This is a genomic window from Flavobacterium sp. H4147 (assembly GCF_029360735.1).
Taxonomy (GTDB): Bacteria; Bacteroidota; Bacteroidia; order Flavobacteriales; family Flavobacteriaceae; genus Flavobacterium; species Flavobacterium endoglycinae.
This window is the reverse complement of sequence record NZ_JARKNB010000001.1, coordinates 381,537-399,577: the sequence shown is the minus strand read 5'-3', so window position 1 is coordinate 399,577 and position 18,041 is coordinate 381,537. Positions and strand designations below refer to the sequence as shown.

Here is an 18,041-nt window from a genome sequence, read left to right as displayed (position 1 = left end):
TATGATTTTGAAAAAACTTTTTTCAATTATCTAAAACCCAATCTTTTAATTATTTCGTATCTCACCAATATGCTGAAAACTTTTGTATGTTTTTTAGCAAATAAAATTTCTGTTCCACAAACTCAAGTTGTCTATGCGTAACTTTACTTTTAGTTGGTTTAAATCGTCTAAACCTAATTTTCTTGTTTTATTTTTCTTGCTATTAGGCTTTACCGCCTCAGCGCAATTTTATACTAAGCATTATATTGCTCCAGCACCGTGGCAATATTTTAGTAAAGCAAATGAAATTGTAATAGCAACTAATTCAACTTCAACAGTAAACATTGTTCTGGCTAAAAGTGATGGAACAGTAGTTGCAAATTTAACGGCAGTAAAAGGTACTCCTGCTGTTTACAGATTTACCGGACTTCCAAGTGCAGCGAAACCATTTGCACTAAACACCGTTTTAAATGCGGCTGGTTTAATTGTAACGGGAACTGCTCCAGTATCTATAAACTTAAGAAACGTTGCATCTGATGCCTTGGGCGGAGACGGTAGTGATCAAGATATTAAAGGTAATGCAGCCTTAACAAGTTTTGGTGATGCAGGACTTGGGATACGATTTAGAGTAGGATATTATAGAGATGGTTCGCTTGGAAATTTTGGTGGTCTTGGTGATCAAAGACCTATTTACAGCATTATGGCTACTGTTAATAATACAGTAGTTAAGATAAATAATGTGGTTACAGCTACCTTAAATGCGGGACAAAGTTATTTGTTTAAAGCCGCAATTGGAACATTGGTCGAATCATCAAATCCAGCCGTAATGAATACATCGGCAGCGATTGATACTCCTGGTGGTTGTGGAGATAGTGCTTATAATCAGCTTCCTCCAGAAGCAGTTTTAGGAACAGAATATTTTTTAGAAAGAGGAACTGGAAATAATACAGCGGAGCAGACTACAGTCGTAGCTACAAAAGATAATACAACTGTAACGATAGAAAGTTACACTACAACTGGAACTTTATCGTCTACAAACACGATTACTCTTGCGCAAGCAGGAAATTTTTACACTTTCGTGAATGGTGTTTCTAATACCAATTTTACAGCATCTCATATCATTGCTGATAAAAGAGTAGCGGTATACTCAGGAACGGCACAAAATTGTGAAGTTGATATATCAACAATTGCACCCGTTTCTGAATGTGGAGGATCTAATTTTATTGAAACAGCAAAATTTAGAGATTACAATTCAGGAACATTAGATTATTTTGGATACATACTCTTAAGAAGTGCTACAGATGTTGTTACTGTAAATGGAACGAACATTGCTACTATATCTGGCGTTGGAGCTCGTTATCAAGTAGGTTCAACAGGTTGGTATTTAATAAATTTTAATAGTGTACAAATCGGAAGTCCAAATGTACTTTCAATTGCAAGTAATTCTAAGCTTACTGTTTCGATAGTACAGCAGTCTGGGGGATTCTCAATGGCGGGTTTTTTCTCAAATTTTGCCGTACAGCCTGAAGATCCAACCGTAACTTATATTTCTGGCGGAGGATGTACTAATAGTTCAGCAACTTTAACTACTCCTTCTGGATTTGCTCCATATCAATGGTATTATAACGGAACAGCCATCACTGGTGCTAATTCCGATACTTATACAGCTACTAAAACAGGATCTTATTCAGTATCTTCGACATTAGCATGTGGATCATTGACACAGTCTAAACCAGTTTCGGTAACATTATGTACTGACTTAGGTGTGACTAATACAGTAGATAATGCTACGCCATGTGTAAATTCTAACGTTGAATTTACTGTTAAAGTCAGTAATTTAGGTTTGAATAATGCTACTGGGGTTTCTTTAAATGATCTACTGCCTTCAGGTTATACTTATTCAAGTTCAACAGTTTCAGTAGGAGCCTATAATTCGACTACAGGAGTATGGAGTATTGGGGATTTAGATCCTTCTGCTGTTGCTACATTAAAAATTATTGCGACAGTAAATGCAACGGGATCGTATAATACTACTGCTTCTTTACCAGCTTCTACTCCAGATAGTAATACAGCAAATAACTCAGCAAGTGTATCTACAACTCCTAAAGCGATAACAGTTGCTCTTGTCTTGACAGGAAGTACCATTTGTGTATCACCAGGAGGTAACGGAACAATTACATCATCAACTTCTGCTAGTGGTGTAAATTATCAATTATATAATTCAAGTAATACAGCTGTACAAACTGCAAAAGCAGGAACTGGATCAGCTTTAACGTGGTCAGGTCTTGCAGCAGGAACAGGTTACTATGTTATTGGAACTAACACTTCAACTAGCTGTTCTTCTACAAGTAATACAGTAAATGTTGCTACAACTGCAAATCCAACTGCATTGGTATTAACAGGAAGTACTATTTGTGTTTCTCCTGGAGGAGATGGAACAATTACCTCTTCAACTTCTGTTAGTGGTGTAAATTACCAATTATTTAATGCATCAAATACAGCAGTTCAAGCGTCTAAACCTGGTACTGGAGCAGCACTAACATGGTCTGGTCTTACAGCTGCAAATGGTTATTATGTAATTGCAACTAATGCTGCAAATTGTACAGCTACTAGTAATACTGTTAATGTTAGCACTAAAGCAAATCCAGTTACTCCAACATTAAGTTCAGTAACCCAGCCTACCTGCTCGACAGCAACAGGAAGTTTTACTATTACCAACTACGACTCAAATAATACTTATGCGGTTACTCCGTCAGCAGGAGTGACGCGCACAGGAAATACAGTTACAGCACCTGCAGGAAGCTACACACTTACAGCATCAGCAAACGGCTGTACTTCGTCATCTTCTTCAGCAGCTGTAGTTAATGCACAGCCTGCTACACCGGCAGTGCCGACGCTGAGTTCAGTTACACAGCCTACCTGTTCGACAGCAACAGGAAGTTTTACTATTACAAACTACGATTCAAATAATACTTACACGGTTACTCCGTCAGCAGGCGTAACACGCACAGGAAATACAGTTACAGCACCTGCAGGAAGCTATACACTTACAGCATCGGCAAACGGCTGTACTTCGTCATCTTCTTCAGCAGCTGTAGTTAATGCACAGCCTGCTACACCAGCTGTTCCGACGCTGAGTTCAGTTACACAGCCTACCTGTTCGACAGCAACAGGAAGTTTTACTATTACCAACTACGATTCAAACAATACTTATGCGGTTACTCCGTCAGCAGGAGTGACGCGCACCGGAAATACAGTTACAGCACCTGCAGGAAGCTATACACTTACAGCATCAGCAAACGGCTGTACTTCGTCATCTTCTTCGGCAGCTGTAGTTAATGCACAGCCTGCTACACCGGCAGTGCCGACGCTGAGTTCAGTTACACAGCCTACCTGCTCGACAGCAACAGGAAGTTTTACTATTACGAATTACGATTCAAATAATACTTATGCGGTTACTCCGTCAGCAGGCGTAACGCGCACTGGAAATACAGTTACAGCACCGGCAGGAAGCTACACACTTACAGCATCAGCAAACGGCTGTACTTCGTCATCTTCTTCGGCAGCTGTAGTTAATGCACAGCCTGCTACACCTGCAGTGCCGACGCTGAGTTCAGTAACCCAGCCTACCTGCTCGACAGCAACAGGAAGTTTTACTATTACGAACTACGATTCAAATAATACTTATGCGGTTACTCCGTCAGCAGGCGTGACGCGCACCGGAAATACAGTTACAGCACCGGCAGGAAGCTATACACTTACAGCGTCAGCAAACGGCTGTACTTCGTCATCTTCTTCGGCAGCTGTAGTTAATGCACAGCCTGCTACACCGGCAGTGCCGACGCTGAGTTCAGTTACACAGCCTACCTGCTCAACAGCAACAGGAAGTTTTACTATTACGAACTACGATTCAAATAATACTTATGCGGTTACTCCGTCAGCAGGAGTGACGCGCACCGGAAATACAGTTACAGCACCGGCAGGAAGTTATACAATTACAGCATCAGCAAACGGCTGTACTTCGTCATCTTCTTCGGCAGCTGTAGTTAATGCACAGCCTGCTACACCTGCAGTGCCGACGCTGAGTTCAGTTACACAGCCTACCTGCTCAACAGCAACAGGAAGTTTTACTATTACGAATTACGATTCAAATAATACTTATACAGTTACTCCGTCAGCAGGCGTAACACGCACTGGGAATACAGTTACAGCACCAGCAGGAAGCTACACACTTACAGCATCAGCAAACGGCTGTACTTCGTCATCTTCTTCGGCAGCTGTAGTTAATGCACAGCCTGCTACACCGGCAGTGCCGACGCTGAGTTCAGTTACACAGCCTACCTGCTCGACAGCAACGGGAAGTTTTACTATTACCAACTATGATTCAAATAATACTTATGCGGTTACTCCGTCAGCAGGAGTGACGCGCACCGGAAATACATTAACAGCACCTGCAGGAAGCTATACACTTACAGCATCAGCAAACGGCTGTACTTCTGGAAGTACTACTATTGTTGTTAACTCTATTTTATGTGCTAATACAGATAACAGTTACGCACAACAAGCATCTGGTTCAACAATTATTACTGTTGGAAATGTAACAACAAATGATACTTTAAATGGCGCAGCAGTTACTTCTACGAATACTGATGTAACACCAAAAATAACTGGTCCATTAAGTGTTGATGCAGATGGAGTATTGACTCTTGCGGCAAATACTGTATCTAGCACCTATACAATTACGTATGAAATTTGCGAAACAGGAGCAAATCCTGCAAATTGCAAAACAGCTGATGCTACAGTTGAAGTAAAAAATAATTTAATTGCAAATATTGATACAGTAAGTTCAATTTTGGCATCAAACACATCTCAAACATTAGCCATTAATGTATTTACAAATGATACAAAAAATGGAACTGCTTTAAATCCGTCAGATGTAAATCTAACTACATCTGTTGCAGATCCAAAAGGATATTTAACATTAAATGCAGACGGAACAGTAACTCTTGGAGCAAATGCACCAGCAGATACTTACGAACTTACTTATACGATTTGTGAAAAATTCGCAACATCAAACTGCAGTTCAAATGTTGTGAGAGTGACTGTGGATACACCAGTGATTGATGCGGTAACTGAAACTACAGCATCAGTAAACGGAAATACAGGAGGAACTACAGCTCCGCTTACAGCAAATGACACCTTAAACGGAAACCCTGCTGTGATTGGAACAGCAGCCGGGAATGTAAAATTAACCGGAATTTCAGTTCCATCAGGATTAACACTAAACGCAGACGGAACGGTAACAGTTGCAGCGAACACGCCTGCGGGAACATACGACGTGGAATACAGCATCTGTGAAATTACGAATCCTTCAAACTGTGATGCCGTGGTCTCAAAAGTGGTTGTGGACGCAGCAGTGATTGATGCGGTAACCGAAACTACAGCAGCGGTAAACGGAAATGCAGGAGGCACGACAGCTTCATTAACAGCAAATGACACCTTAAACGGAAATCCTGTTGTAATCGGAACAGCAGCCGGAAATGTTAAATTAACCGGAATTTCAATTCCATCAGGATTAACACTAAACGCAGACGGAACGGTAACAGTGGCACCAAACACGCCTGCGGGAATATACGATGTGGAATACCAGATCTGCGAAATTACGAATCCTTCAAACTGTGATGCCGTGGTCTCAAAAGTGGTTGTGGATGCCGCAGTTATTGATGCGGTAACCGAAACTACAGCAGCGGTAAACGGAAATACAGGAGGAACGACAGCTTCATTAACAGCAAATGACACCTTAAACGGAAATCCTGTTGTAATCGGAACAGCAGCCGGAAATGTTAAATTAACCGGAATTTCAATTCCATCAGGATTAACACTAAACGCAGACGGAACGGTAACAGTGGCACCAAACACGCCTGCGGGAACATACGACGTGGAATACAGCATCTGTGAAATTACGAATCCTTCAAACTGTGATGCCGTAATCTCAAAAGTGGTTGTGGACGCAGCAGTGATTGATGCAGTAACTGAAACTACAGCAGCGGTAAACGGAAATACAGGAGGAACGACAGCTTCATTAACAGTAAATGACACCTTAAACGGAAATCCTGTTGTAATCGGAACAGCAGCCGGGAATGTAAAATTAACAGCGGTAAATGTACCTTCAGGATTAACTCTAAACGCAGACGGAACGGTAACAGTGGCACCAAACACGCCTGCGGGAACATATGATGTGGAATACAGCATCTGTGAAATTACGAATCCTTCAAACTGTGATGCCGTGATTTCAACAGTACCGGTTTCGGCAGGAACATTGATTGCGAATGCCGATATTATTCCATCAGTTACAGGATCAAATACACCGCAGACATTAGGAACAAATGTATTTACAAATGATACTAAAAACGGAACGGCTTTAAATCCGTCAGATGTAACTCTGGCAGTTTCAACTCCGGATCCAAAAGGATACTTAACATTGAACCCGGACGGAACATTAACTCTTGGAGCTAACCCGCCGGCAGGCACATATGAACTGGCGTATACCATCTGCGAGAAGTTAAACCCTTCAAACTGCAGTTCAAATACTGTAACAGTAACCGTTGGTGCGCCTGTAATTGATGCCGTGGCTGAAACACTTACACCGTCAATCAACGGAAGTATAGGAGGAACTACGACAACATCAGTGATTTCCGGGGACACTCTAAACGGAGTTCAGGCAGTTATTGGAACAAACAACGGACAGGTGAAATTAACAGGAATAAATATTCCGGCAGGTTTCACATTAAATGCAGACGGAACGGTAACAGTTGCAGCGAATACGCCTGCGGGAACATACGATGTGGAATACAGCATCTGCGAAATTACGAATCCTTCAAACTGTGATGCCGTAATCTCAAAAGTGGTTGTGGACGCCGCATTGATCGATGCAGTTACCGAAACTACAGCAGCGGTAAACGGAAATACAGGAGGCACAACAGCTTCATTAACAGCAAATGACACTTTAAACGGAAACCCTGTTGTAATCGGAACAGCAGCCGGGAATGTAAAATTAACAGCGGTAAATGTACCTTCAGGATTAACCTTAAATGCAGACGGAACGGTAACAGTTGCAGCGAATACGCCTGCGGGAACATACGATGTGGAATACAGCATCTGCGAAATTACGAATCCTTCAAACTGTGATGCCGTAATCTCAAAAGTGGTTGTGGACGCAGCAGTGATCGATGCAGTAACCGAAACTACAGCATCAGTAAACGGAAATACAGGAGGAACGACAGCTTCATTAACAGCAAATGACACCTTAAACGGAAATCCTGTTGTAATCGGAACAGCAGCCGGAAATGTAAAATTAACTGCGGTAAATGTACCTTCAGGATTAACACTAAACGCAGACGGAACAGTAACAGTTGCAGCGAATACGCCTGCGGGAACATACGATGTGGAATACCAGATCTGCGAAATTACGAATCCTTCAAACTGTGATGCCGTAATCTCAAAAGTGGTTGTGGACGCAGCAGTGATCGATGCAGTAACCGAAACTACAGCATCAGTAAACGGAAATACAGGAGGAACGACAGCTTCATTAACAGCAAATGACACCTTAAACGGAAATCCTGTTGTAATCGGAACAGCAGCCGGAAATGTAAAATTAACCGGAATTTCAGTTCCATCAGGATTAACACTAAACGCAGACGGAACGGTAACAGTTGCAGCGAACACGCCTGCGGGAACATACGATGTTGAATACCAGATCTGTGAAATTACGAATCCTTCAAACTGTGATGCCGTGGTCTCAAAAGTGGTTGTGGACGCAGCAGTTATTGATGCAGTAACCGAAACTACGGCATCAGTAAACGGAAACACTGGAGGTACAACGGCTTCATTAACAGCAAATGACACCTTAAACGGAAACCCTGTTGTGATCGGGACAGCAGCCGGGAATGTAAAATTAACAGCGGTAAATGTACCTTCAGGATTAACTCTAAACGCAGACGGAACGGTAACAGTTGCAGCGAATACGCCTGCGGGAACATACGATGTGGAATATCAGATCTGCGAAATTACGAATCCTTCAAACTGTGATGCCGTGGTCTCAAAAGTGGTTGTGGACGCAGCAGTGATTGATGCGGTAACCGAAACTACAGCAGCAGTAAACGGAAACACTGGAGGCACGACAGCTTCATTAACATCAAATGACACCTTAAACGGAAATCCTGTTGTAATCGGAACAGCAGCCGGGAATGTTAAATTAACCGGAATTTCAGTTCCATCAGGATTAACACTAAACGCAGACGGAACGGTAACAGTGGCACCAAACACGCCTGCGGGAACATACGATGTGGAATACAGCATCTGCGAAATTACGAATCCTTCAAACTGTGATGCCGTGGTCTCAAAAGTGGTTGTGGACGCAGCAGTGATTGATGCGGTAACCGAAACTACAGCAGCGGTAAACGGAAACACAGGAGGCACGACAGCTCCGCTTACAGCAAATGACACTTTAAACGGAAATCCTGTTGTGATCGGAACAGCAGCCGGGAATGTAAAATTAACTGTGGTAAATGTACCTTCAGGATTAACACTAAACGCAGACGGAACGGTAACAGTAGCACCAAACACGCCGGCAGGAAATTACAGTGTGGAATACAGCATCTGCGAAATTACAAATCCTTCAAACTGTGATGCCGTGATTTCGACAGTACCGGTTTCGGCAGGAACATTGATTGCGAATGCAGATATTATTCCATCAGTTACAGGATCAAATACACCGCAGACATTAGGAACAAATGTATTTACGAATGATACTAAAAATGGAACGGCTTTAAATCCGTCAGATGTAACGCTGGCAGTTTCAACTCCGGATCCAAAAGGATATTTAACATTGAACCCAGACGGAACACTGACTATTGGAGCAAATCCTCCGGCTGGAACTTATGAATTAACATACACGATCTGTGAAAAACTGAACCAAGGAAACTGCAGTTCAAATACTGTAACAGTAACCGTTGGTGCGCCTGTAATTGATGCAGTAACCGAAACGACAGCATCAGTAAACGGAAATACAGGAGGAACGACAGCTTCATTAACAGCAAATGACACCTTAAACGAAAATCCTGCTGTGATCGGAACAGCAGCCGGGAATGTAAAATTAACTGGAATTTCAGTTCCTTCAGGATTAACTCTAAACGCAGACGGAACGGTAACAGTGGCACCAAACACGCCGGCAGGAAATTACAGTATTGAATACAGCATCTGCGAAATTACAAATCCTTCAAACTGTGATGCCGTGATTTCGACAGTACCGGTTTTGGCAGGAACATTGATTGCGAATGCCGATATTATTCCATCGGTTACAGGATCAAATACACCGCAGACATTAGGAACAAATGTATTTACAAATGATACTAAAAACGGAACGGCTTTAAATCCGTCAGATATAACGCTGGCAGTTTCAACTCCGGATCCAAAAGGATATTTAACATTGAACCCTGACGGAACATTAACTCTTGGAGCAAATCCTCCGGCTGGAACTTATGAATTAACATACACGATCTGTGAAAAACTGAACCCAGGAAACTGCAGTTCAAATACTGTAACGGTAACTGTTGGTGCGCCTGTAATTGATGCAGTAACCGAAACTACGGCATCAGTAAACGGAAACACTGGAGGTACAACGGCTTCATTAACAGCAAATGACACCTTAAACGGAAATCCTGTTGTAATCGGAACAGCAGCCGGGAATGTAAAATTAACTGTGGTAAATGTACCTTCAGGATTAACACTAAACGCAGACGGAACGGTAACAGTGGCACCAAACACGCCTGCAGGAAATTACAGTGTTGAATACAGCATCTGTGAAATTACAAATCCTTCAAACTGTGATGCCGTGATTTCTACAGTACCGGTTTCGGCAGGAACATTGATTGCGAATGCAGATATTATTCCATCAGTTACAGGATCAAATACACCGCAGACATTAGGAACAAATGTATTTACGAATGATACTAAAAATGGAACGGCTTTAAATCCGTCAGATGTAACGCTGGCAGTTTCAACTCCGGATCCAAAAGGATACTTAACATTGAACCCAGACGGAACACTGAGTATTGGAGCAAATCCTCCGGCTGGAACTTATGAATTAACATACACGATCTGTGAAAAACTGAACCCAGGAAATTGCAGTTCAAATACTGTAACGGTAAGTGTTGGTGCGCCTGTAATTGATGCAGTAACCGAAACTACGGCATCAGTAAACGGAAATACAGGAGGAACGACAGCTTCATTAACAGCAAATGACACTTTAAACGGAAACCCTGTTGTAATCGGAACAGCAGCTGGAAATGTGAAATTAACTGGAATTTCAGTTCCTTCAGGATTAACTCTAAATGCAGACGGAACTGTAACAGTGGCACCAAACACGCCGGCAGGAAATTACAGTGTTGAATACAGCATCTGTGAAATTACAAATCCTTCAAACTGTGATGCCGTGATTTCAACAGTGCCGGTTTCGGCAGGAACATTGATTGCGAATGCCGATATTATTCCATCGGTTACAGGATCAAATACACCGCAGACATTAGGAACAAATGTATTTACGAATGATACTAAAAACGGAACGGCTTTAAATCCTTCAGATGTAACGCTGGCAGTTTCAACTCCGGATCCAAAAGGATATTTAACATTGAACCCCGACGGAACATTAACTCTTGGAGCTAATGCACCAGCAGGAACTTACGAACTTACATATACAATCTGTGAAAAACTGAACCCAGGAAATTGCAGTTCAAACACAGTAACGGTAACAGTTGCACCGCCGGTAATTGACGCTGTAGCCGAAACACTTGCGCCATCAATTAGTGGAAGTACAGGAGGTACAACAACAAGTTCTGTAATTGCAGGCGATACCTTAAACGGAGTTCAGGCAGTTATTGGAACAAACAACGGACAGGTGAAATTAACAGGAATAAATATTCCGGCAGGTTTCACATTAAACGCAGACGGAACTGTAACAGTAGGACCAAACACACCAGCTGGAATTTATGATATTCAATACAGCATTTGTGAAATTACAAATCCAACAAATTGCGATACTGCGATTTCAAAAGTTGTAGTAAATGCTCCAGCAGGAGGAACTTTACAAGCAGTTCCAGATGTAGTAGCATCAGTTGTTGGAATCAATCAGCCGCAGACTGTTATCAACATTTTTAATAACGACTTAAATAATGGATTACCATTAGTACCAGCTGATGTGAATCTTACTATAGTAACACCAGATCCAACGGGCTATTTAACATTAAACCCTGATGGAACAGTTACATTAGCGCCAAACACGCCAAGAGGAACGTACGAATTGGTATATCAGATTTGTGAAAAAGCAAATCCATCAAATTGTAGTTCAGCTTCAGTAAAAGTAACAGTTGAAGAACCAACTATGACAATAACAGCAAATAGTTATTGTTCAAACAACGTTCCTTATGTTAATTACAGTGTTGTGCCGGATAACTTTACAGCAGCAAATCTATTAACCATTAAATGGATTGATAGTGCAAATAATGTAGTAGCAACTCAGGTAAACCAACCGTTAAGTGGTACTATTTTATGGCCGGGAGCAACAGTAGATGCAAACGGAAATGGAACAGACTGGCCAGGATGGGTATTAACAAACGGTCAATGGGCAGAAGGTGCAGATGGATTCGAAAATACAAGACCAGCAGTTAGAATGGAGTTTTCATTAAACCCAACAGAAACTGTTTCTGTAACCTATCCATTACCATCGGGACAATGTAATGCGAAACCAACTTTTACCATTCAGGCTAATAATGATTCTGCAGCAGCAGTAGACGCTACAAAAGGACTAAGCACAGGAATAAATGTATTTAATAATGATACCTTAAACGGAGTTAAAGTTAACCCAGCAGACGTCATTTTAAGTACAGTCCTTCCAAATGCAAATCTGATCTTAAATGCAGATGGTACTGTAGATGTAAAAGCAGGAACACCTTCTGGACCGTATCAGTTAACATACCAAATTTGCGAAGTTGCTAATACATCAAACTGTAGTCAGGCAACTGTAAATGTGGTAGTGCAAAACTCAGGCACTCCGGTTAACCCGACATTGCCACTTGTCTTAACAGATGACGTTCTGGTATCAGTAGATGGTATAAACGGATCACTTGAATTTGTAAATGTTCTGGATAATGACTTATTAAACGGACAACCGATTAATCCAATCGATGTAATTATCACAAACCTATCAGGCGATTCAAATTTCGAGTTTAATGCAGATGGAACAGTAAATGTTAAACCAAATACACCAGGCAAAACATACGATCTAGTGTATCAAGTTTGCGAAAAAGCAAATCCAACGAACTGTAGTACAGCAGTTGTGCATGTATTTGTAGAAGTTCCAGCAATTGCAATCATTAAGACGGCAGTATTTAATGACGAGAACAATAATAATAATGCAGATCCAGGAGAAACGATTACTTACAAATTTGAAGTAACCAATACAGGAAATGTACCATTAAAAGGAGTAACAATCAGCGATCCTCTTCCAGGAGTAAAAGTTTCTGGAGATGCAATTGATTTAGCAGTAGGAGAATCAAACAATACAAACTTTAGTGCAGTTTATAAAATAACACAAACGGATATTAACAATGAAAAAGTTACTAACCAAGCTAGTGTTAAAGGAAACAGTGCAAGAGGAGTTGTTGTAGAAGATATCTCAGATGATGAAGGTTTAAATGGAGACAAACCAACAGTAACTTCATTGAAAGGATGTGAGATTAGAGTTCTAAATGCTTTCTCTCCAAATGGTGATCAGAAAAACGAACGATTCTACATTCAGGGAATTGGATGTTACCCTGATAACACGGTAGAAATTTACAACCGTTGGGGAGTTCTGGTTTTCGAAAAAGACGGTTATAACAATGAAGATAGAGTATTTAAAGGATATTCTGAAGGACGTACCACTATGAAACAATCGGAAGGATTGCCGGTAGGAACTTATTTCTATATCCTAAAATATAAAGACAGCGGTTCTAACGCTCACGAAAAATCAGGTTATTTATATATCAATAAATAAAAAAAATACAAACGGCTTAGTAAAAAGCTAGGCCGTTTTTAAAACTCTTATAAATGAAAAAATTAGGTTTAATTTTCATGTTTTTTACAGTAGTGTGTTCAGCGCAGCAAGATGCCCAATTCACACAATACATGTATAACACAATCGAAATCAATCCCGCTTACGCAGGTTCACGCGGGGTATTAAGTGCTTTCGGATTGTATCGTACCCAATGGATTGGACTTGACGGAGCTCCAAAAACAAGCACCTTTTCGATAAATACTCCTTTAAACAACAGTAATTTAGGATTAGGAGTTTCGCTGGTAAACGATAAAATCGGACCAACAAATGAAAACACTTTGTCGGCAGATTTATCGTATAGCGTTCCAACTTCAGAATCATTTAAACTTTCGTTTGGTATTAAGGCAACGGCAAACATGTTTAACCTTGATGCTAATAAATTAAGTTATGAAGATCAAGACGATCCGCAGTTTCAAGATTTAAAAAACAAGTTTACACCAAATATTGGTGCCGGTATTTACTGGCATTCAGACCGTGCGTATCTAGGATTATCAGTTCCTAATTTTATCGAAACAAGCCGTTACGATGATAATGATACAGCTATTTTCAAAGAAAAAATAAACTACTATTTCATGGCAGGTTATGTGTTCAATTTAGATCATTTAGAATACATAAAATTCAAACCAGCTTTATTAACCAAAATGGTAGAAGGAGCGCCGCTTCAAGTAGACGTTTCAGGAAACTTCATGTTCAACGACAAATTTGTTGTAGGTGTGGCCTATCGTTGGAGTGCATCGGTTAGTGCAATGGCAGGATTTCAAGTTTCAAGAGGAATGTATATAGGATATGGTTATGATCACGAAACGACACAGTTAAGAAGATACAATTCAGGATCGCATGAAGTTTTCCTGCGTTTTGATTTCTTCAATAACTATAACAAACTTACTTCACCAAGATTCTTTTAATCGATTAAAATATGAAGATGAAAAAATTACTTTATTTCTTTTTGTTCTTTTGCTTTTTCTTCAATGCAAATGCCCAAACAGCAAGTATAGAAAGTGCAGACAAAAAATACGATAGTTACGCTTACGCAGATGCTATAAACGCATATGAAAAGCTAGTAAAAAAAGGAGTTAAGGAAGAAAGAATATTTCAAAGACTTGGAAATTCTTACTACTTCATTGGCGAATTAAAACAAGCTCTTGTATACTATAAAGAGTTATTCAATATAAATGAAAACCAAGAAGCCGAGTATTTATACAAATATGCACAGTGTTTAAAAGCAGACGGAAATTACACTAGAGCAGACGAAGCTTTAGATAAATTCAGCCAAAAAGCACCGCAGGATTCAAGAGCCATTTTATTCTTAAAAAACAAAAGCTACCTCGAAGATATCAAAGGAAACTCAGGTCGTTTTGATATTGCAGATGCCGGAGTTAACTCAGCCGATTCTGATTACGGAAGCACTATTTTAGACAATAAATTAGTTTTTACATCAGCCAGAGATACAGGTTCGATTGTTAAGAAAAATTTCAAATGGACTAATAAAGCCATTTCGACTTTGTATACCGTTAAGCTTAATAACGACGGAAGTATTGATGAACCCGTATTTTTTCATAAAAGAAACCTAGAAGTAAACCTTAACCAGTCGACTCCAGTTTTTACAAAAGATGGAAAAACAATGTACTTTACCCGAAACAATTCTGTAAACGGTAAAAGAAGACAAAATGAAAATAAAATTACATTTTTAAAACTCTACAAAGCGACATTTATTGATGGTGAATGGAAAGATATTCAAGAACTTCCTTTCAATAGCGACGAATATAGTGTAGCACATCCAGCATTAAGTACAGATGAAAAAATATTGTACTTCGCATCAGATATGCCGGGAACGTTAGGACTTTCAGATTTATTTAAAGTAAATATTCTAGCCGACGGAACGTACAGCACACCAGAAAATTTAGGATCGGAAATTAATACAGAAGGAAGAGAAACTTTCCCATTTATTTCAGAAGAAAACGAACTGTATTTCGCAACCGACGGAAGACCTGGACTTGGCGGACTTGATATTTACGTTTCGAAAATTTCTAAGGAAGGAACTTTTGAAGAAGTACAAAATGTTGGAGAACCAATAAACAGCAAACAAGATGATTTTGCTTTTATGATTAACAGCAAAAACAGAAATGGATTTTTCTCTTCAAACAGAGACGGCGGACACGGATTAGACGATGTTTACCGTTTTACAGAAAACAGAAGATTAATCTGCGAGCAGCAAGTTTCAGGAACCGTTACAGATCAAGAAACGGGTGAAACACTTGCAAATGTAACTTTGGTTTTATTTGATGAAGCAGGAAAAGTAACTCCAGTAGAAGCAAAAACAGATGCAAACGGAAATTATATTTTCTTGAATGTAAAATGTGGTAAAAAATATTTCATCAGAAGTTCGAAAGATGAATATCTGCCAAAAGAAGTTTCATTTGCCGTTAAAAAATCTACCGGTTCAGTGGTAATGCCAATTGCTTTAGAAAAGAAACCAAAACCAATCGTAAAAGCAATGCCGGTAGTAATAAAAGCAAATTCAATCAAACCAGTTAAAGTAAATATCACAATTGGAACCGATTTAGCAAAACTGTTAAACATACCAATGAACTTTTTCGATTTAGGAAAAGCAACAATCAGAAAAGATTCAGAACCTAAATTGCAAAAAATGGTAGATATGCTAAAACAATATCCAACCATAAAAGTAGACATTCGTTCACATACCGACAGCCGTTCATCAACTGAAAGCAATCAGATTTTATCAGATAAAAGAGCACAATCTACAAAAGACTGGCTGATAAGCAAAGGAATCGATGCAGGACGTTTAACAGCAAAAGGATACGGAGAAACACAATTGGTAAATAAATGTGCCGATGGTGTAAAATGTACCGAAAAAGAACATCAGCAAAACAGACGAAGCGAATTCATAATCGTTAGTATGTAATAATAAAGGACTGTATTTCGATACAGTCCTTTTTGTTTAAGATATATTTGGTTTATACACATTTCGCTCCGCTGGAGCTTTTTGGTTTTTGTCACTATTATTTTTCTATAGATATTTTGCTCCGCTGGAGCTTTCAAATAATTGATAAATTATCCCAGAGGGATAAAATATTTATAGAAAAATTAATCTATTAGAAAAAATGAGCTCCATTGGGGTGAAATATGTATAGAAATAGATTAATAAGTAAAACAAAAGCCCCATCGGGGCGACATATTTATTCAATACCATTAGAATCCGAAATGTACATTTCACTTATTTCGCTCAAAAACTCAAATTCATCTAACGGAAACATTTCTAAAACCGTTTCTAAAATTAAAGACACATTAATAGATTGTTTTTTAGCAGGTTCATGATCCAATGCCAAAATGCACATTTTTAGCAAATTGGTTATAACACAACCCAATTCATAATAATTGACAAATTTAATTTCAGCAATATTATTTCCTGATTGGTCATGAGATGATTTTAGTTTACGAAAATAGATGTTAATCAATTTTTTAAGGTCTTCTAAATTTTGAATTTCATTGGTTTTCATGATATTTTTTTGGCAAATGTATGATTATATTTTAAACACGACATATATGTCGTGCTGTTTTTTTTCGCTGTTTAATAGATTTGATTTGTGGAAAATAACAAATACGAGTTAGAGATTATCAGATTAGGTTTATTGATAAAACAACTCAGAGGAAAAGAAAATATTACGCAAGAACAATTGTCAACATTATGCAATGTTGATGTAAGAACTATTCAACGAATTGAAAAAGGAGAACAAAATATTACCATTAGTTTACTTTTTTCAATAGCTGATTCATTGAAAATAGAAGCTGGTACTTTAATAGGTCAAATATTTTCAGAAAATCAATAATTTATTTTCAGATTAAAAAAATAAAATCCAAATATCTATATAATCCCTACGGGATATTTTAAATGGGGGAATATTATTTTTTCTACCAATATTAAACTCCTACCGGAGTGTATCTGCCAATATCAAATTTACATTGAAATATCTTTTAGAAATTTATATTTATGTAATTCTATCAGTATTAAATTCCTATCGAAATATCTCGAAGAGATTATATATCGGTAGAAAAAAAATGAATCCCCTCGCATTTGTCCCATAGGGACTACACAAATGCCAAATTATTTTACAAACAGAATTCAAAAGTTAAAAAATCTAATTTTTCATAAAAAAACCTTGTAAATGTTTTCTTCTTTTAGAAGATGTTTTTTGAAATTTTAAATATTTGTTATAATGTTTAAAATGAATTGTTTATGTTTTAAAAAATCGATTTCGTTGCGAATCGTATTTCTTTTTGTTTTAACTTTATGAAAATAAAATTTTTCAGATATGACTGTAGATCAAATACTAAAAGCAAAAGGGAAAAATGTTTATTCGGTACGTACAACTACAACCGTTTATGAAGCTTTAAAAGTAATGGGCGAAAAAAACATTGGAGCCATTCTCATTATCGACGGAACCGATTTAAAAGGGATTTTGTCTGAAAGAGATTATGCGCGAAAAATTGTTTTAAAAGACAAATCTTCAAAAGAAACTTATGTAAGCGAAATCATGGAAAGCAATGTTTTTTCTGTAGGATTGTCAAATAATATTGATGACTGCATGGAACTCATGAGTTCTAAACGAATCCGACATTTACCTGTTTTAGAAGATGGAATTGTAGTAGGTATAATTTCGATTAGCGACGTTGTTAAGGCAATCATTGAAATTCAAAAAGATACCATCCAACATTTAAATTCTTACATTTCTCAATAGAGATATTGAATACTAACATTAAAAATGGTCCCGTATTTAGCGGGACTATTTTTTTTGAATAGACTTCTATAATATATTTTAACAAAAGAAAGCATCAATAAAAAGTCCCTTTTTAAAGTAAGACTTATATCTTTGTAAGCTAGAATAAAAGCTAA

The 18,041-nt window shown here is 38.7% G+C and carries 6 protein-coding genes; 5 read left to right on the top strand and 1 reads right to left on the bottom strand.

Annotated elements, in window-relative coordinates; genetic code table 11:
- Positions 1–133: 133 nt before the first annotated feature.
- From P2W75_RS01745 to P2W75_RS01735, 3 genes are read left to right on the top strand one after another with little or no spacing between them, the layout of a single operon-like run.
- Positions 134–13,069, top strand: coding sequence for a gliding motility-associated C-terminal domain-containing protein (locus P2W75_RS01745; protein WP_276378670.1), 12,936 nt, complete (start codon positions 134–136; stop codon positions 13,067–13,069).
- A 53-nt stretch (positions 13,070–13,122) separates the two neighbouring features.
- Entirely contained in the window at positions 13,123–14,034 is a 912-nt protein-coding gene (locus P2W75_RS01740) for a type IX secretion system membrane protein PorP/SprF (protein WP_276378669.1), read from the top strand.
- Positions 14,035–14,045: 11 nt separating this feature from the next.
- Positions 14,046–16,052, top strand: coding sequence for an OmpA family protein (locus P2W75_RS01735; protein ID WP_276378668.1), 2,007 nt, complete (start codon positions 14,046–14,048; stop codon positions 16,050–16,052).
- 274 nt (positions 16,053–16,326) lie between these two features.
- Here the strand turns inward: P2W75_RS01735 and P2W75_RS01730 are convergent, their stop codons facing one another.
- Positions 16,327–16,647, bottom strand: coding sequence for a hypothetical protein (locus tag P2W75_RS01730; RefSeq protein ID WP_276378667.1), 321 nt, complete (start codon positions 16,645–16,647; stop codon positions 16,327–16,329).
- An 87-nt stretch (positions 16,648–16,734) separates the two neighbouring features.
- Between P2W75_RS01730 and P2W75_RS01725 the strand changes: the two genes are divergently transcribed.
- Positions 16,735–16,977 (top strand): helix-turn-helix domain-containing protein, encoded by a 243-nt coding sequence (locus tag P2W75_RS01725; RefSeq protein WP_207297770.1) that lies wholly within the window; start codon positions 16,735–16,737, stop codon positions 16,975–16,977.
- A gap of 483 nt (positions 16,978–17,460) precedes the next feature.
- Positions 17,461–17,886 (top strand): CBS domain-containing protein, encoded by a 426-nt coding sequence (locus P2W75_RS01720; protein ID WP_207297769.1) that lies wholly within the window; start codon positions 17,461–17,463, stop codon positions 17,884–17,886.
- The last annotated feature ends 155 nt before the right edge of the window (positions 17,887–18,041 follow it).